This is a genomic window from Bacteroidales bacterium MB20-C3-3, from assembly GCA_035609245.1.
Taxonomy (GTDB): domain Bacteria; phylum Bacteroidota; class Bacteroidia; order Bacteroidales; family UBA932; genus Bact-08.
The window spans coordinates 983,733-1,000,826 of the sequence record CP141202.1; the positions used below are offsets into that span (position 1 = coordinate 983,733).

At 40.3% G+C, this 17,094-nt stretch carries 17 protein-coding genes; 8 read left to right on the plus strand and 9 right to left on the minus strand.

What is annotated here, in order from left to right; genetic code table 11:
- Positions 1 to 6 precede the first annotated feature (6 nt).
- The 4 genes from U5907_04460 to U5907_04475 form a co-directional block, all read right to left on the minus strand.
- On the minus strand, positions 7 to 912 hold the full coding sequence (locus U5907_04460; GenBank protein ID WRQ33901.1) for an ATP-binding cassette domain-containing protein: 906 nt from the start codon (positions 910 to 912) through the stop codon (positions 7 to 9).
- 50 nt (positions 913 to 962) lie between these two features.
- The gene (locus U5907_04465) at positions 963 to 1,640 is read right to left on the minus strand and encodes a helix-hairpin-helix domain-containing protein (GenBank protein ID WRQ33902.1); all 678 of its coding nucleotides are present in this window, start codon (positions 1,638 to 1,640) and stop codon (positions 963 to 965) included.
- Positions 1,641 to 1,754: 114 nt separating this feature from the next.
- Complete coding sequence (rsmI, locus tag U5907_04470; protein ID WRQ33903.1) at positions 1,755 to 2,426, minus strand: 16S rRNA (cytidine(1402)-2'-O)-methyltransferase; 672 nt, start codon at positions 2,424 to 2,426, stop codon at positions 1,755 to 1,757.
- The gene (locus tag U5907_04475) at positions 2,419 to 3,111 is read right to left on the minus strand and encodes a hypothetical protein (protein ID WRQ33904.1); all 693 of its coding nucleotides are present in this window, start codon (positions 3,109 to 3,111) and stop codon (positions 2,419 to 2,421) included. Before U5907_04475 ends, rsmI begins: the two co-directional genes overlap by 8 nt.
- Before the next feature lie 39 nt (positions 3,112 to 3,150).
- On the opposite strand from U5907_04475, the gene U5907_04480 reads away from it, so the two are divergent.
- Entirely contained in the window at positions 3,151 to 3,717 is a 567-nt protein-coding gene (locus U5907_04480; GenBank protein WRQ33905.1) for a thymidine kinase, read from the plus strand.
- 3 nt (positions 3,718 to 3,720) lie between these two features.
- Here U5907_04480 and U5907_04485 read toward each other — a convergent pair whose 3' ends face one another.
- Positions 3,721 to 4,182: a hypothetical protein gene (locus U5907_04485; protein WRQ33906.1), complete on the minus strand. Its 462-nt coding sequence runs from the start codon at positions 4,180 to 4,182 to the stop codon at positions 3,721 to 3,723.
- 114 nt (positions 4,183 to 4,296) lie between these two features.
- Between U5907_04485 and alr the strand changes: the two genes are divergently transcribed.
- Positions 4,297 to 5,391 carry an alanine racemase gene (alr, locus tag U5907_04490; protein WRQ33907.1) on the plus strand — a complete coding sequence of 365 codons (1,095 nt, stop codon included), beginning with the start codon at positions 4,297 to 4,299 and terminating at the stop codon, positions 5,389 to 5,391.
- On the opposite strand, the gene holA is transcribed toward alr, so the two are convergent.
- Entirely contained in the window at positions 5,388 to 6,437 is a 1,050-nt protein-coding gene (holA, locus tag U5907_04495; GenBank protein ID WRQ33908.1) for a DNA polymerase III subunit delta, read from the minus strand. The genes alr and holA overlap by 4 nt on opposite strands.
- Before the next feature lie 40 nt (positions 6,438 to 6,477).
- Between holA and U5907_04500 the strand changes: the two genes are divergently transcribed.
- Positions 6,478 to 6,924 (plus strand): type I restriction enzyme HsdR N-terminal domain-containing protein, encoded by a 447-nt coding sequence (locus tag U5907_04500; protein ID WRQ33909.1) that lies wholly within the window; start codon positions 6,478 to 6,480, stop codon positions 6,922 to 6,924.
- Positions 6,911 to 8,311 (plus strand): HD domain-containing protein, encoded by a 1,401-nt coding sequence (locus U5907_04505; GenBank protein WRQ34080.1) that lies wholly within the window; start codon positions 6,911 to 6,913, stop codon positions 8,309 to 8,311. The genes U5907_04500 and U5907_04505 overlap by 14 nt, the downstream gene beginning before the upstream one ends.
- Positions 8,312 to 8,326: 15 nt before the next feature.
- Here U5907_04505 and U5907_04510 read toward each other — a convergent pair whose 3' ends face one another.
- Positions 8,327 to 9,826: a hypothetical protein gene (locus U5907_04510; GenBank protein WRQ33910.1), complete on the minus strand. Its 1,500-nt coding sequence runs from the start codon at positions 9,824 to 9,826 to the stop codon at positions 8,327 to 8,329.
- A gap of 28 nt (positions 9,827 to 9,854) precedes the next feature.
- The gene (locus U5907_04515) at positions 9,855 to 12,644 is read right to left on the minus strand and encodes an outer membrane beta-barrel protein (protein WRQ33911.1); all 2,790 of its coding nucleotides are present in this window, start codon (positions 12,642 to 12,644) and stop codon (positions 9,855 to 9,857) included.
- Between the two features lie 129 nt (positions 12,645 to 12,773).
- Between U5907_04515 and U5907_04520 the strand changes: the two genes are divergently transcribed.
- Both U5907_04520 and U5907_04525 read left to right on the plus strand, forming a co-directional pair.
- On the plus strand, positions 12,774 to 13,493 hold the full coding sequence (locus U5907_04520; protein ID WRQ33912.1) for a response regulator transcription factor: 720 nt from the start codon (positions 12,774 to 12,776) through the stop codon (positions 13,491 to 13,493).
- A 7-nt stretch (positions 13,494 to 13,500) separates the two neighbouring features.
- The gene (locus U5907_04525; protein ID WRQ33913.1) at positions 13,501 to 14,919 is read left to right on the plus strand and encodes a HAMP domain-containing sensor histidine kinase; all 1,419 of its coding nucleotides are present in this window, start codon (positions 13,501 to 13,503) and stop codon (positions 14,917 to 14,919) included.
- On the opposite strand, the gene folE is transcribed toward U5907_04525, so the two are convergent.
- The gene (gene folE, locus U5907_04530; protein ID WRQ33914.1) at positions 14,888 to 15,487 is read right to left on the minus strand and encodes a GTP cyclohydrolase I FolE; all 600 of its coding nucleotides are present in this window, start codon (positions 15,485 to 15,487) and stop codon (positions 14,888 to 14,890) included. The two genes, U5907_04525 and folE, sit on opposite strands and share 32 nt — an antisense overlap.
- Positions 15,488 to 15,536: 49 nt before the next feature.
- Between folE and mqnB the strand changes: the two genes are divergently transcribed.
- Positions 15,537 to 16,214, plus strand: a complete 678-nt coding sequence (gene mqnB, locus U5907_04535) for a futalosine hydrolase (protein WRQ33915.1) — start codon at positions 15,537 to 15,539, stop codon at positions 16,212 to 16,214.
- Positions 16,142 to 17,065 carry a 1,4-dihydroxy-6-naphthoate synthase gene (locus U5907_04540; GenBank protein WRQ33916.1) on the plus strand — a complete coding sequence of 308 codons (924 nt, stop codon included), beginning with the start codon at positions 16,142 to 16,144 and terminating at the stop codon, positions 17,063 to 17,065. The genes mqnB and U5907_04540 overlap by 73 nt, the downstream gene beginning before the upstream one ends.
- Positions 17,066 to 17,094: the final 29 nt, after the last annotated feature.

Below are 17,094 nucleotides of genomic sequence, written 5' to 3' on the forward strand. Positions count from 1 at the left end.
TTTGCTCTAGCTTACAAGTTTGATAAATATGTCATTCATCCTTGGGATTAACTCTTTATAAGAGACAATATCTGCCCCCTTAATAAGCTCTCCAAGTACTGCTGCAGAGACAACATCTCTGTTAACCTCCAGAACGGCTCTCCTCTCCCCCTTATTCTCCTCGTCAGATACTATTTTGTAAAGCGAATCCATTTGAGCAATTGAATCTCTCTCTCCTCTGTATATAACCTCAACCTCATTTTTCCCATGCTCTCTCCTTATCTGATCAAGCGCTCCTGTTAGTATCAGTTTTGATTTGTTTATCAGTGCTATATTATCACAAAGCTCTTCAACAGATTCCATATTATGGGTAGAGAGTATTATAGTAGTTCCGTTTGCCTTCATGTTCAGAATCTCATTTCTTATAATCTGAACATTAACCGGATCAAAACCGCTGAATGGTTCGTCCAGTATAAGCAATGATGGTTTGTGAAGTACTGTTATTATAAACTGTACCTTCTGAGCCATACCCTTTGAGAGCTCTTCAACCTTTTTATTCCACCAGGCTTGTATCCCAAATTTAACAAACCACTGTTTAAGCTCCCTGGAGGCATCGGCGTGGCTCATTCCTTTCAGTCTGGCCAGATACATTGCCTGATCACCCACCTTCATTTTTTTATACAATCCCCTCTCCTCAGGAAGATAGCCGATATACGCAATGTCACTAGGTTGAATAGCTTTACCCCTGAAGAGAACCTCTCCGCTATCCGGTACAGTAATCTGATTAATTATCCTGATCAGTGTTGTCTTTCCTGCCCCGTTGGGACCAAGAAGTCCAAAGATTGATGCTTCTGGGACATCAATGGAAACACTGTCAAGTGCGGTAAACTGGTTAAATCTCTTAACCACATTGTTACATTTGACAATACTCATTAAAATGAAGATTTTTTGGTTAGTTGGTGACAAAGATATTAAATCCTTGATTACTCAAAATAATATTTAAGTATTTTCACCAATTCTGCCTTTATTATTCTGTTGGCAACCAGCGCTGCAAGTGTAGCTGCTCCTGACCCCTCAATCTCACGGAACTTAATAATCGCCCTCGCTGCATAAGAGCCTATATAAGGATTTTCCGATAGTTCATCCTGAGTAGCCTCAGATAGATTAATCCTGGAAATGAGAGTGGTGTCGGCCCAAACCCTATCCCCAAAAACAGAGAAACGCTCCCTGTCTATACCATAAACCTCCATCAGCTGCTCCTTGAAAGCAAATCCCCCTAGCCTCCGCCTGTAATCCAATATTTTTGACGCAAAAAAGGGTCCAATTCCAGGAAGGGATACAAGGTCCGATGAATCGGCTGAGTTTAATTCCAGCTTAGCTCTTGATGATATTGACTTCAGGTCTATTGGAACATAGACATCAGAATGGGAACTCTTTTCAGGTTTCTGCTCTTCTCTAATCTCCTCAGGTTTTGTTGAAACATATGCCTCATTTCTGCGTTTTGGCTGATAGGCAGAACTATTTTTAACAGGATTAGCTGTTTCTGACACTTCCGGTTTTTCCGCCTTATCGGACTCAGGTGATAGTGCACCTGAGACACTTTCACCTTGCAAAACTACTGTTTTGGTATTTTCATAGCTCTTAATAGTAAAAATTGCCACTTGTACCGCGAGTACAAAAAAAATCAAGGTCACTACGCCCCTGGCATAAGACCTCGTCTTTCTAACATCCCTGCTCATCTCTCACCTCCTTAATAATTTGTTATTAATTCCTGTTCACTTTAATCCCTCAACCACCAAAACAATTTCACCCTTTGGCTCTTTAACAGTATACCACTTCGCAAGCTCCTCCAGAGTCCCCCTTCTGTTCTCTTCGTGAATTTTTGTAAGTTCTCGTGACACTGAAGCCATTCTCTCTGACCCAAGATACTCTCCAAGTTGAGTGAGTGTCTTTACCAATCTGTATGGTGATTCATAAAAAATCATAGTCCTGCTCTCCTCAGAAAGCTCCTTTAGCCTTGTCTGTCTTCCCTTCTTCAGTGGAAGAAAACCCTCAAAACAGAATCGATCCATAGGCATTGCTGAGTTTACAAGTGCCGGCACAAACGCTGTAGGTCCGGGAAGAGTCTCGACATCAATACCTCTCTCTTTGCATATTCTAGACAACAGAAATCCGGGATCAGAAATACCTGGTGTACCTGCATCTGAAATAAGAGCAATAGTGAGCCCCCCTTCTATTCTGTCAGCTACTGACGATATGGTTTTATGTTCATTGAACTTATGATGGGACTCCATTCTTGTTGTAATAGAGTATCTTTTTAAGAGTACAGAGCTTGTCCTTGTATCCTCCGCAAGTATAAGATCTGCCTCCTGCAAAACCCTCACGGCCCTGAAGGTCATATCTTCAAGATTTCCAATAGGAGTTGGTACTATATAAAGTTTAGGCATCAAATCTTCTTCTTAGAATCATAAGGAACCTGTAAACACTTGGAGAATCTTCATCCCACTCCGGGAATGCTCCTCTGATATAATCCACCGCCTCTTCCAGATTTCTCATTTCGTTTATTCTTTCTATACTTAGTCTGTACTGCTCCTCATCATCATTGAAGAGCTCTTTTATGTAGAAAAGCTTATCGTTAAGAGTAATGGCATGCTTAATGTCATCCACATGGCTCCCCGGCAAATCTGTCCTCCACGAGTGCTTTGAAGAACGGGCAGAGTCCAGTATACTCGTTGTATCATCATCAGTAAAGAGCTCTATCTCCTCACCTTCATCTTCAAACAATACTGAGTTTGGCTTCTCTGTAAAATCTTCAGATTTTTTATGGCTGGAAGAGGGTACGGGTATTACAGACTTTGATATATTAAGCTGAACATCAGAAAATGCTCTTTTAAGTTCAGCAAAAGATTGAACTAACCTCTTTGTCTCCTCTGCCGCAGAGATTTTCTCAATCATCTCCCTAAGCTCCCTGCTTCTTAATGTAACAAGTTTCTCTCTTATTATATCAGCCTGAATCATTAGCTCTTCCCACTTTGATTCAGGAATCTGAGCTCCTTTTTCTATCTGTTCAAGGCTCTTAAGCATAGCGGAAACTGTTGCTTTAATTTCCGATACTTTTTCAATATTTTGCATCCTTCTTACTATCTTTGTATAGTCACAAAAGTAAGCAAAATGTTTTTAGAAAGTGCAAAAAAAGCGGGCTGGATAGAGGTAGTCTGTGGCTCTATGTTCAGTGGTAAAACCGAGGAGCTTATAAGGCGTCTTAAGAGGGCCAAATTCGCAAATCAGAGGGTTGAAATTTTCAAACCCATGATTGATGTACGCTATTCAGAATCTGAAGTTGTATCGCACGATTCTAATGCAATAAGATCTACTCCTGTTGATTCTCCTGCCAGCATTTTGCTTTATTCGGCAGATGTTGAGGTAGTAGGAATTGATGAGGCGCAGTTTTTTGATAACTCAATAGTTGAGGTGTGCCAGCAATTGGCATCAAACGGAGTAAGGGTAATCATTGCCGGGCTTGATATGGATTATCTTGGCAACCCTTTTGGGCCGATGCCTTCATTAATGGCAGTAGCTGAGTATGTAACCAAAGTTCACGCTATCTGCGTAAGGTGTGGGAATCTGGCTCACCATTCACACAGGACAAAAAAAAGCGACAAATTGGTTGTACTTGGTGAAAAAGACACCTACGAACCAATTTGTCGCCACTGCTTCAATGCAATAGCTAAAGGCTAGTGATTACTGAACAGGAGCAGCCTCAACAACTTTGCGAACTACAAGAGCTTTACCTTCGTGAGTAATGCCAGCTTCAGTGTTAACACCTGTGTAGTTAAGAACAAGAGTGTCTTTTCCTTGAAGAGTCAATGTACCAGATACCTCAAGAGTTTGAGCGCAAGTCATGCTTCCGGTAAAGTTTACAAGAGCATCAGCTACAGTAGCAACTGCACCTAGAGCAACATTTGTGCTGTCATTTACCATAACAACAGCTGTGAATGTGCTGTCTGCAAGGTATTCAAGCTCAATTGGAGCTTCCATAGTCTGAGTCATTGGAGTTCCGGTTGAATCAAGAACTGTAACAGTTATTGCATCCATTCCGGTCCACTGACCAACTAGTTGTTCTGATACAGGAGCCTCTTTGGTTCCACAAGAAACAAGAGCTACGCTAAGGGCAGCAATTGCGAAAAATGATTTTACTTTCATTTTATAAAATGTTTTAGGTTTGTTTGTTAATTCGGCCGCAAATGTAGAAAGTTTTTTGATAATTGAAACTTTTTTTTAAACATTTTATAACTTTGCAACTGAAATTTTTTTCCAATGCATCATTCTACCCTCAGAATTAGCAGAACAAACCTGCTTCACAACTACAACTACTATCATTCAAAACTCTCAGAATCAACTAAATTACTAATCCTTGTCAAAGCAAATGCTTACGGACACGGCGATGTTGAAATTGCACGGCTTGTCGAGGAATTTGGAGCCGATTATTTGGGCGTAGCCTTCCCTTGTGAGGGTATAAAACTTAAAAAAGCAGGAATTAAGTTACCAATTATAATCCTAACACCCGGAACAGGTGGTTTTGAAGAGATAATAGAGCATGGCCTTGAACCTAGCTTAGCCTCATTTGAAACGGCTTCTGAGTTTGTTGAGGCAGTTAAAAAGTCAGGAAAAACCAACTATCCTGTTCATATAAAGATAGATACCGGGATGAGCAGGGTTGGATTCACCTCTTTGCAAATTCCTTTGCTTACAGATTTCCTTAAAGGGACAAACACAATTTCTGTTAAATCTGTATTCTCACACCTCTCTTCTGCCGAGTATATAATCCATGATACATTTACCTTTAATCAGATTGACGAGTTCTCATCAGCTTACAAATTGATTTCAGAAGGAATCGGATACAAACCAATTAAACATATCCTTAATTCCTCCGGTATACTAAGGTATCCTCAATACCAGTTTGATATGGTCAGACTGGGAATCGGTCTTTATGGCTCCTCTTATGTGGATGGAAGCAGCTACCTTATGCCGGCAGCAGAACTAAAGGCTCCGGTAATCAATGTAAGCAAAATTCACAATAGGAGCGTTGGTTATGGCAGATATGGCCGGATAGGTGATCAGGAGAGAGAGATAGCCACAATACCTCTGGGATATGCAGACGGGATAAACAGACACCTTGGAAGAGGAAACATATCATTCAGTATAAATGGACATATGGCCCCTACTATTGGAAATATATGTATGGATATGTTTATGATGGATGTAACCGGATGTAATGTAAAAGTAGGCGATATAGTAACTATATTTGGAGAGAACCCATCTGCCATTTCTCTGGCAAACTCTCTGGATACAATTACCTATGAAATCTTTACATCTGTATCTTCAAGGGTTAAGAGAGAAGTTTGCGATTAAACAAGGATTCTGGCAACCATCTCCTGAAGAAGTTCACCGTCAGAAGCCTCCCCCCTTTCGTTGCTTTTGCCCATTTGATCATACCTCCTGATAATTGCCATTATTGACATACATCTTTTTAACGGATAATTTTGTGCGGCTGTCTCAAACTCTCTGAGAGCGAATTTGTATATCCCAATTTTCATAGCCTCAAATTCACTTACTCTTCCGTTTCCGGTCAATGCAATAGAGTGGTATTTGAGCAATCTTGAGAAATGGCTGAATAGGCCTGCCAATATCATAACAAGAGGGTATTGTTTTTCGTTAAGCGCAAAGTGTTTGACGATTTTAAATGCCTTCTCTCTGTTCTTTACAGATATGGCTCCGTTAAGTTCAAACACATTGTAATCTCTGCTTATACCAACATCTCTTTCTACATCTTCAGAAGTAATATTGGTAACACCTTCTCCAACATTGAGCAAAATTTTGTCCAGTTGTACTGTAAGTTTTCTAAGTTCAGCTCCGCTGTACTCTGCAAGCATGGCTGCAGCTCTGCTCTCTATTGTCAGATTTCTCCCTGCCAGGTAGTTAACTATCCAGCCGGGCACCTCATAATCTCTCAGCTGAACAGACTCCAGCAGATAACCATCTCTGGAAGAGGTTGCGCTTTTATAAAACCGGGTTCTCTTATCAAGTTGCTTGCCGGTAAACAGCAGCACAAGAATAGTTGAGGGAAGCGGCTGCTGGATATACATCTCAATAGGGTCAAGATTTTTAAGTAGCTGAGCCTCGCGTACTACAACAAGTTGTCTTTGTGCCATCATTGGGTATCTTCTGGCAGCCTCTGCGACCTGCCTGGAATCTGTATCATTCCCGTAAAGAAGAAGCTGATTAAATCCCTGTTCTTCCGGAGTAAGTGCTCTGTCCATTATCTCCTTTGATATGATATCTCCATAATAGGGTTCATCCCCTGAGAGAACATAGAAATATCTGAACTTTCCCGCTTTTATTTCAGACAATATCTTGCTGAAACTATCTGAAACAGATTGTGCTGATGATTTTGCCATATGGATGTATGAATTGATAAAAATAGTCAAAAAGGGTATAATGGGCAAATTTTATATCTTTGTCCCGGTAAGCAGCAACCTGATAATGAGAGCAACATTTTTTGATCCGGTAAGAAAAAAGAGAGTAGTTCTTACTCCGGAAGAGGATGTAAGACAGCAGTTAATCCGGATGTTATCAGAGCATAAAGGATACCCGGTATCACTTATGAGTTGTGAGTTTTCTATCTCTCTTAATGGTAATAAATACAGGGGTGACCTTGTAATACACGGAAGAGACGGAACCCCTTTACTGCTGGCAGAGTGTAAAGCTCCCTCAGTAAAGATTGGCAAGGATGTTTTTGATCAGATTCTGACCTACAATTCATCTTTGGGAGTAAAGCACATACTGCTTACTAACGGCCCGGAGACATATTTTGCTTCTTTGAATGAAGCTTCCGGCAAATATGAATATAAAACGGAGATCCCCTGTTACAATGAACTTTCTTAAGAATAAAATATTTAAAACGGTAAGTGAGGAGGCCGCGCTGAGTGGAGTGAGAGCCTTTGTTATTGGTGGTTTTGTAAGGGATTCACTACTGGGAAGGGATAGTAAAGATATCGATATTGTGGTTGAGGGAAGTGGGATTGAACTAGCAGAAAAAGTTGCAAAACGGCTGAATGTGAATGTAACAATATTTAAGAGTTTTGGCACTGCTATGCTTAGAAGCGGTAGTAAAGAAGTTGAGTTTGTTGGTGCAAGAAAGGAGTCATACAGAGCTGATTCAAGAAAACCGATTGTTGAAGATGGCACCCTGGAGGAGGATCAGAAAAGGCGTGATTTTACTATCAATGCACTGGCATTTAGCCTACAAAAAGAGGACTTCGGGAATTTAATTGACCCCTTCACGGGAGTAAAAGATCTTCAAAATGGATTAATAAGAACCCCCCTTGATCCTGATCAGACATACTCGGATGACCCCCTGAGAATGATTCGTGCAATCAGATTCGCATCACAATTATCATTTCATATAGTAGAGGAGTCTCTCTCTTCTATTAAAAGGAACAGAGATAGAATAAGCATTCTTTCTAAAGAGAGGATAGCAGAGGAGCTGAATAAAATACTCCTTTCGCCAAAACCATCCGTAGGCTTTTACCTGCTTGACCAGACAGGGCTGCTTGAACTCATACTGCCTCAAGTTGTCAAGTTAAAGGGGGCAGAGTCTGTCGAGGGCAATGGTCATAAGGAGAACTTTTCCCACACATTACAAGTTCTGGATAATCTCTCTGAAAAGAGCGATGACTTATGGCTTCGGTGGAGCGCTCTTCTCCACGATATAGCAAAGCCGGCCACCAAAAATTATGAGCCAGGTGTAGGATGGACTTTTCATGGTCACGATTTTCTGGGAGGGAAGATGATTCCGGGAATATTCAAGCAGCTAAAGCTACCTCTTAACGAAAAGATGAAGTATGTTCAAAAGATGGTTCAGTTACATTTAAGGCCAATAGCTCTTGTTCAGGAGGAGGTCACAGATTCTGCTGTAAGAAGGCTCCTTTTTGACGCCGGTGATGATATTGAAGATCTTATGACACTTTGCGAGGCCGATATTACATCTAAAAATGACAGGATTGTAAAGAAGCACCGATCCAATTTTGAGATGGTCAGAAGAAAACTTGTTGAGGTTGAAGAGAAGGATGCTGTCAGAAATTTCCAGAATCCTGTAACGGGTGAATTGATAATGGAGATATACGGAATATCCCCTGGCAAAGAGATTGGAATTATTAAGGAGTTTATAAAAAATGCCATTCTTGATGGCAAAATCGGCAATAATATAGATGAGGCCAAAGCTCTGATGGAGGATAAGGCATCAGAACTTGGCCTCTCTAAGAGGAGCTAACCCTTTTTATAATTACTAATAACTGGTCTGCTGAGGATTAAAATTGGCCCATCCTGCAATCCAGTTATCTGCCTGACTATCACTTCTGAAGGCTCCAATAAAATCTACTTTGTCAAAAAATGTTGATGCAAGAAGAGTCTCACTGAAAAGTCCTGATTTTCCTGTTAAAGGAGAGCCTGCCACCGGGCCCCAGTTTGGATTACCCGATATAGAGACTGGCTGTTTAAGTCCAAGCTGACTCTGCGATGAGAATATCTGATTTTTATTTGCCGCAAGTTTAAAGAAGGAAGAAGAGAATGATTCGGCTGCACTCTTGTCAAATGTCGATGAATTTGTTGACAGAGAATCTTTAAAAGATGCATCTTTATCGCTGCCCAAAATACCGGCCTGTGCTATGATATTATTTTTAAAGCCGATTCTTCCGTCCGATGCTGCACTCTGTGTCTGGGATCCCTTGTCATTACATATCATAAGCCCAACAGGAAATCCGGATATTACTGAATTGTAGATATGAAGATTCGAGCCCCTTCTTATTTGTATACCGGCCTGATGTTGTCCAAGCTTGGATCCGTTATTGGGATTATAAACCCCTCCGTCAATATATGCTGTAGTGTTTAAAAACTGTGGATCCTGGCCTGTTGCACCAATTAAGGTAATGTTTGAGAATACCGGTCTTGTTATTGGTAGTTGATTAGGCGCGTCACTGTTATTATCCGATTCAAATCCATTGGATATAGATTTATCTGCAATTTTTGGATTTCTCACAATAAGGCCAAACTGAACATTTCCTCTAAAACCTGAATCGGTATCAAAGTCATCGTCCCATCCATGATAGGAGATGAGATATTTTGCATTGACTGTACCTCCAAACCACTCAAACGAATCATCGTTTGAGTATGAGACTTGAATATGGTCAATCTTTGTACCGCTTCCAACTGAACCAAGTGTCAAACCATTAATTTCCTGGTCTGCTTTAAATGGATATCCCGCAAACTCAATCCTTACATAAGACAATACCCCTGAATTATCTGCATCATCACTCCCTCCATGCTTTGATCTTGGACCACCTTCAATAATCATCTCATTTTTATTATTGGATGCTTTTCCACAAACTATCAAACCACCCCAATCCCCCGGCTTTCTTGAACCAGCAGGCTGAGCTGAGGTGAAGACTATAGGAAGATCTTTTGTCCCCTGAGCAATTATCTTGGCTCCCCTCTCAATAATAAGTGCTGCTTTTGTATCCTTATCTCCCTTAATAATAGTCCCTGGTTCAATCGTAAGTGTTGCACCGGAAGTAACATATACCCATCCCTTAAGAAGATATGTTCCCTTTTTGATGGTGTTGCTCTTTGTGATTTCAAATTCCTGAATTCCGCTGCCAATCTGGTTTCCACTAAAGATAATCTGCTCCTCTTCCGGTTTTACAACCGGAGGAACTACCGGATCTTTGTCACAGGCTGTAGCCGTAACAATAAGCGCAAATGCTGATAAAATTAGATTTTTTGTTTTCATCTCTCTTTAAATTATAATTATTTAAATGTTAGAATTTACATAGTACTCCAAGGAATATTCCTGCTCCCGGATTAAAGCTTTTTGCAACCTGTCTTCTGTTCTGAATCACACCGTTGCCATCAATGTATCTTGGATATTGTTCAAAGATCACAGGTTGATTAAGCAGATCTCTCAGACTTAATTTTACCTCAATATTTCTCCCAATGCTTTTTGTTGCAACAAGGTCAACAACATCTCTTGGTAACTCATATGTATCCGGCACATCATTATTTATGCTTGCACCTGATCCGGTATCTACTCTTCCAATACCTACAATCCTCCTTCCTATTCTGTTGTAGAGCAGACCCAGGCTTAAACCAATATTTGAATTGTCGTAGTAGAGTGTTGAGTTTACTATATATGGCGACTGACCCTGCATAGCCCTGTCCTTTTCAAGTGAGTACTCCTGGTCAAAATCTACTATACTTGATATGAGAGCAGCATTAATTCCAAAGACAAAGTTCTTGAGACCAATAAAATCAAGCCTCTTTTTTACATCTATCTCTACACCATAATTTTTTGCAGAGAGTGCATTTTCAAAGGTGTAAGTGTACGAGCCCCCGGCATCAAGATATGTCCACTCTATCGGGTTTTTGAAATATTTATAGAATAATGCCAGTGTTATATACTCATCGTCTGAGGGGTAGTGCTCAAACCTGATATCAGCATTGTGAATCTTTGCCTGTTTTAGATCAGGATTACCCTTAACATCAGAAAACAGATTAAAATCATAATAGACTGATGGAGATACCTCTCTGAACTCCTGTCTGTTAACTGATGACCCGTAAGCAACTCGCACAAGGTTTTTTCTGTCAATATTATAGGAAATATTAAGAGAAGGGAAAAGATCTCCATGATTATATTTCTTATCATAAGTACTAAATTCGTAAATCTTATCATAGAGAGTAAGCTTCATTAAACCCTTTTCATACCTTAGACCGGCAAGAAAATTAAACCTGCCCGCAGGTAGTTTAAACGAGAGGTAAGCAGCACCTATCCCGTTGCTTCCTATATAGCTGTTTCTGTTATCTGTATCTTCAAAAATATAAAGTTTATCATAGGAGTAATTCTCATCCTGAAGTATCTTCTCAACCACATCTCTGTATACAAAATCACTTGGAAGGCCATAGTTGTTAAATCTGTAAAAGAACTGCCTGTTTGAATAATTCCGGGTCTTATATTCTGCGTAGATCCCGGTTTTAAGCTCTGCCGGTGATGGTAGCGATCTGAAAACCGGAATAGTGTAGTTTGCTGCTCCTGCAAAAATATGTTCGTCAAGTTCTGAGAAATCTCTGGTAATCTCATTCTGATCAATTGCCATATGGCCAAAGAACTCATCTCCGTAAATATTATTCTCCTCACGGTTAATGATTCTTCTGTCCGGCTGTTCCATACCGGCAAATGAATAACTTACATTCCAGTCATATTCTCCCCTTCCCAACTTTCCTGAGCCCAAAAACTGTCCTGTATATGTTGTTCTGGATGAGTTAAAGTACTCCTGCTTCTCCTGAATATACATTGCACTTATATTTTGCCACCCCTCCCTGGTTGTGTATCTCGTCTTGTCCAATCTGTTTAAGATGTTTCTGAACTCAATCTTTGTCTCTTTGTCAAGCAGTGTAAGATTAAGCATCACACCAAGCTTATCATCTATACTGTATTGATTGTCTACATAATTATATATGTACTCAGATTTATCACTTACAGAGTTATAAACTCCAAATCTGGCATTAAGCATATCTTCATATGTCTGATATCCGTGAGAGTAGTTTACAGCTGCAACCATTCCCAATGAAAGATCACTGCCAAAAGCCCAGTTTCTGTTCATCATCAGATTAAGTCTCTGATCTGGAAAGGGCTGATGGCTCTTTACTCTCCAATTATTTTTAAACCCATTTTTAGTGATATGAGTAACTTGTTCTGGATCGTTATTATCCATACTCTCTCCAAAAAGGGGTCTCTTCGTTGGTGCAGATCCATTGAAGAGATGGTCGTTAAACTGTGTTGCAGTATTAAAATTCATACCATAAGAGATTGATAAGTCGTTGACATCAGGCATACTCTTGGTAAGAATCTTTACAAATCCCCCGGAAAAATCAGAGGGAATCTCTGCAGATGGAGATTTAACAATCATGATACTCTCCAGCTGAGAACTGGGAAGCAGGTCAAAGGAGAAAGAGCGAGTATCGGCATCTGTGCTTGGCACTGCCGAGTTGTTAATCCATACATTATTGTATCGGCCTGACAATCCCCTGACAATAATATACCGGTCATTCAGAATTGAGACTCCGGGAATCCTCTTTACAACCTCTGCTGCACTCCTGTCCTGAGATTTAGATATCTGTCTGCCGGATATCCCACTCATTACAACACCGGCACTTCTTGTTGCCTGGACAATTGCAATATCAGAATTCATCCTTTTTGCCGATGTAACAACAGCCTCCTGCAGAAGTGTAGCATTCTCCTCAAGCATTACATCCAAATTATTAATTCCTGAAGAGATCTTTATCTCTTCAATAATTACACTCAAATATGAGATACAGTCAATCCTTGCACTGTAAGTCCCGGAAGGAATTCCCTCAATTGAATATTTACCTTCTAAATCAGTTGATGCTCCCTTCTTAAGGGATTCAATAAATATTGTTGCCCCTATCACAGGTTCTCCGCTTTTTTTATCAAGAATTACTCCTGAAAGAACAGCTGCATTCTGAGCAGTTGTTATTGTTGTCATCAAAAGTGCTGCAACAAAAATTGTAAGTTTAAAGATGTTTTTTCTCACCGTAAATTATTTAAAATCGATGGCAAAAGTATCCTTATAGTGTTAAGCGAAAGCGACAAAAAAATTAAGATATTATTACAAAATGGCAGGTATCTTAATAAATTTGAAACAATCATTTACATTTGCATTATGGAAAAAAAGAGAATCCTTGTAGTTGATGATGAAGAGGATCTTTGCGAGATTCTCAGGTATAATCTTACATCTGCCGGTTATTTAACCGATGTTGCTTATTCTGCAGAGGATGCATTCGCTCTGCTCAAAACAGGATACGACCTCCTCCTTCTTGATATTATGATGGGAGGAATCTCCGGAATTAAGTTGGCGGAACTTATAAGGAATGAGTACAAAAATGATGTCCCAATCATTTTTATCACGGCCAGGGATAGCGTAGAGGATAAACTAAAGGGATTTGGTGCAGGTGCAGATGACTATATCCCTAAACCATTCTCTGTTAAAGAAGTATTGGCAAGAGTGCACGCTGTACTGTTAAGAAGCAAGGAAAAAAAGGGAGAGACAACTCCTTCATCTTCTTTTGCAGATACATCTGTTGAAAAAACTGAGATTATACACAGAGGTGATATGGTAATTAATCTGCAGACAAAAGGTGTGGAGATCTCAGGAAAAGTAGTTAAACTTACTAAAAAGGAGTTTGAAATTCTCTCCAGATTAGCCCTTAATCCAGGTAAGATATTCTCAAGGGGGGATATTCTTGATGCCGTATGGAACAATGAATCTTATGTCCTTGACAGAACTGTTGATGTTCATATAGCGAGACTAAGGAAAAAACTGGGAGAGATGGGATCCGCAATAGTAAACAGATCCGGATATGGTTATTGTTTTGAATTGTAATATTTAAATGAAGAATAAACTTGCATACAGATATAGAGTAGTTGCATATTTCACATTGCTGCTTCTTTCTGTAACTCTTGCATTTGCACTAATCTACACCCACAGGGAGAGGGTTTTCAAAATTGAACTGTTAAAAAATGAGATGGTTCCTTATCAGAGGTTTATCCACTCTCATTTATCAAAAAGTTTAGCCTCCGGAAAAGGTATTTCTGAATCAATGGCTGAAATTGAGTCAGCCATTCCACAAAAAATAAGAGTAACTATTCTTTCAGAAGATTCATGGGTACTTTATGATAACTTCTCTGAATACGAGAATATTACAAAGAGCCATCTTGACAGGCCGGAGCTTATTGATGCAACCTCTCACGGGAGCGGCTCTGCTGTTAGATACTCAAATACACTAAAGGCTCAGTATCTCTACCATGCCACAAAATATCCGGACATCTATATAAGAACTGCCCTTGAGTATAATGAGTCTGTCCTTCCTTTCGTTATCAGGGAGAACAGATATATGGCCATAATTATAATTGTGCTGCTTATTTCAGTGGCAGCAATAATTTTCATGGCAAGAAGAATCAACAAACCGGTTGCTGCACTCAAGGAGTTTATGGAGGCAATTCAGAATGGTGAGCTTGAAAGTAAAGAGATTATTTTTCCCAATGATGATCTTGGAGATGTAGGTGAAAAGATAATGAAGGCCTTCACCCAAATGGAGGAGAATAAAAAATATAAACAGGAGCTCACTCATAATGTTGCACACGAGTTAAAAACTCCTGTAACAGGTATCAGAGGCTATCTTGAAACAATGATCAATCAGGAGAATATGGATCCTGACCAGAGGCGATTCTTTCTTGAGAGAGCTTACGCTCAGACACTGAGACTGGCATCAATAATTAATGATATCTCTATCCTCAATAAAATGGAGGAGTCACCCAGGGCCTTTCACACAGAGATTGTGAATATAAAACGATGTGTTGAAGAGATAAAGAGTGATCTCTCCTTTAAACTTGATGAGAGAGGAATTAAGATGGAGATTACAATTCCGGAAGAGCTTCAGATTAAAGGTAGTTATATGCTAATCTACTCTCTGTTTAAAAATTTAACGGACAATTCGCTTGAGCATGCCGGGGAAAATGTATCCATTATAATAGAGTGTTCACAAATAGCCGGGAAAGATGCATTTTTCAGGTATAGTGACAACGGAAAGGGAGTTCCTGACCATCAAATCGAAAAGATATTCGAAAGGTTTTACCGGGTTGAAAAAGGGAGAAGCAGAAGAAGCGGTGGCTCCGGGCTTGGTCTCTCTATAGTTAAGAATGCTGTTAAAATGCATAATGGGGAGATAAAAGCAGAAAACCTCCCGGGGGGAGGTCTTCTCTTCAGCTTTTCACTCTCTAATGTAGTTTTACCCCAATCAGGTGCATAAACTCCTCTCTTGTTCTTATATCTTTTAAAAAGGCACCTGTAAAGGCAGAAGTTGTTGTTACAGAGTTCTGTTTCTGGACACCTCTTATCTGCATACACATGTGGGATGCCTCTATTACAACTGCAACTCCCAGCGGATTCAGTGTTTGCTGAATACAATCCCTTATCTGAACAGTAAGCCTCTCCTGAACCTGTAATCGTCTTGCAAATGCATCAACGACCCTTGCGAGTTTACTAAGTCCGGTTATATATCCATTTGGAATGTAAGCTACATGAGCCTTACCGTAAAAAGGCAACATATGGTGTTCGCACAGTGAGTACATCTCAATATCCTTAACTATTACAATCTGCTGATACTCCTCCTTGAATTTTGCCGAATTAAGAATAGCTGCAGGATCCATCTCATATCCCTGTGTCAGAAACTGAATAGACCTGGCAACCCTAACGGGGGTCTTCTCAAGCCCCTCCCTGTCAGGGTCCTCACCAATTTTAGCAAGTACTCCTTTATAGAGTGCTGCCAGCTCTTGAGTTACCTCCTCATCATACTGCTCTATCTTTGTATATGCCATAATAATTCTCTAATTTCGTGCAATATTACAAAAAAATCACCAACCACACATGAGAATACTCATTACAGCTGCCGAAGAGGAGGAGCTTATTACAGCAAGACAAGCCTTCAACTCTCTCTCAAAAAGCGAGCAAAACGCGCTGGATATCACATATATGCTTACAGGGATAGGCACAACCTCAACAAGCTACAGACTTACAAAAATGCTTACTGAGAGTAATCCCCCCTTTGCTCTGGCTTTGAACATCGGGATAGCGGGCTCTTTTAGTGACGAATACCCAATAGGGAGTGTCGCCAGAGTTGAAAAGGAGTTTTTTGGAGACCTGGGATTTGAAACATATTCGGGTTTTCAGACTCTTTTTGATTACAAAATACTCGATGCCGATACATATCCCTACAAAGGGGGAGCTCTGATTGCGCCAACTCTCTCTGCTGAGGCCGAAAGTGTATTAAAACAATACGGAAGTGCTGCCGCTGTTACAGTACAAACAGTCAGCGGACTGCCGGAAAAAAAAGTGCAGCTCCAGCACGATTTCAAACCTCAGATTGAGAGTATGGAGGGAGCCGCATTTTTTTATGTGTGTCTGCTGGAGAGGATCCCTTTTGCTGAGTTAAGGTCTGTATCAAATGAGGTTGGAGAGAGAGACAGAGGGAAATGGAATATTCCGCTGGCACTCTCATCTCTGAGAGATGCCGTAAGGAGTCTTATGGAGGCAATTGCAAAATGAGTATAAAGCTGGCTTACTCACCCTGTCCCAATGACACTTTTGCATTTCACGCCATGGTGCATGGTTTGGTGGATTGTGAAGGACTTGAATTCGAAGTCACTCTTGGAGATGTTGAACAACTTAATCAGGGTGCCGCCAAAGATGCTTTTGATGTCTGCAAAATGAGTTATCACGCCTTTTTTAAAATGGCGGACAAATATAAAATGCTCAGAAGCGGAAGCGCACTTGGATACCATAACGGACCACTTTTGGTTACTCCGGAGGGGAGCAAACTCTCTGCATTATCCGGGTCTGAGTTAAAGAGTGCTCTCTCAGAGTGTAAGATTGCAATTCCCGGAGATATGACAACAGGAGCTCTACTTCTGAAAATAGCTTTCCCAGAGGTGAGAGAGACAACTCCTGTTCTCTTTTCTGAGATTGCAGATGAGGTTATATCCGGAAATTTTGATGCCGGTGTTCTTATACATGAAGGGCGTTTTACTTACAGGGAGAGAGGACTTCACCTAATAATGGATTTAGGCGAAAACTGGCATAATATATCGGCCTTACCGGTGCCGCTGGGGGGGATAGCAGTATCTGACAGGATTGAGAGGGAGATCGCCCGGAAAGTAGGAAGAGTTCTGAAAAGGAGCATACTATTTGCAATAAAAAATCCGGGTCTTTCAGGGGAGTATGTATCATGCAACGCTCAGGAGATGGATATTGAGGTTCAGCGCAAACATATCGGACTTTTTGTAAACGAAAACACTCTTGAGATTGGAATTGAGGGAGAAAAGGCTGTCTATGAACTTTTCAAACGGCTCTCCCTGACAGATTCAAAAATTATTTACAGAGATAAACTCTTTATTTAGTAGTTTTGTTCCACATAAACAGATAAAAG

Excerpts from the sequence above, each read along its gene's own strand:
- U5907_04500 (WRQ33909.1), top strand. The coding sequence starts at position 6,478 with ATGGGCAAATTTTATATCTTTGTCCCGGTAAGCAGCAACCTGATAATG.
- mqnB (WRQ33915.1), top strand. The coding sequence starts at position 15,537 with ATGAGAATACTCATTACAGCTGCCGAAGAGGAGGAGCTTATTACAGCA.
- U5907_04460 (WRQ33901.1), bottom strand. The coding sequence starts at position 912 with ATGAGTATTGTCAAATGTAACAATGTGGTTAAGAGATTTAACCAGTTT.
- U5907_04520 (WRQ33912.1), top strand. The coding sequence starts at position 12,774 with ATGGAAAAAAAGAGAATCCTTGTAGTTGATGATGAAGAGGATCTTTGC.
- U5907_04505 (WRQ34080.1), top strand. The coding sequence starts at position 6,911 with ATGAACTTTCTTAAGAATAAAATATTTAAAACGGTAAGTGAGGAGGCC.
- U5907_04480 (WRQ33905.1), top strand. The coding sequence starts at position 3,151 with ATGTTTTTAGAAAGTGCAAAAAAAGCGGGCTGGATAGAGGTAGTCTGT.
- alr (WRQ33907.1), top strand. The coding sequence starts at position 4,297 with ATGCATCATTCTACCCTCAGAATTAGCAGAACAAACCTGCTTCACAAC.
- rsmI (WRQ33903.1), bottom strand. The coding sequence starts at position 2,426 with ATGCCTAAACTTTATATAGTACCAACTCCTATTGGAAATCTTGAAGAT.
- U5907_04475 (WRQ33904.1), bottom strand. The coding sequence starts at position 3,111 with ATGCAAAATATTGAAAAAGTATCGGAAATTAAAGCAACAGTTTCCGCT.
- holA (WRQ33908.1), bottom strand. The coding sequence starts at position 6,437 with ATGGCAAAATCATCAGCACAATCTGTTTCAGATAGTTTCAGCAAGATA.
- U5907_04485 (WRQ33906.1), bottom strand. The coding sequence starts at position 4,182 with ATGAAAGTAAAATCATTTTTCGCAATTGCTGCCCTTAGCGTAGCTCTT.
- folE (WRQ33914.1), bottom strand. The coding sequence starts at position 15,487 with ATGGCATATACAAAGATAGAGCAGTATGATGAGGAGGTAACTCAAGAG.
- U5907_04510 (WRQ33910.1), bottom strand. The coding sequence starts at position 9,826 with ATGAAAACAAAAAATCTAATTTTATCAGCATTTGCGCTTATTGTTACG.
- U5907_04540 (WRQ33916.1), top strand. The coding sequence starts at position 16,142 with ATGGAATATTCCGCTGGCACTCTCATCTCTGAGAGATGCCGTAAGGAG.
- U5907_04525 (WRQ33913.1), top strand. The coding sequence starts at position 13,501 with ATGAAGAATAAACTTGCATACAGATATAGAGTAGTTGCATATTTCACA.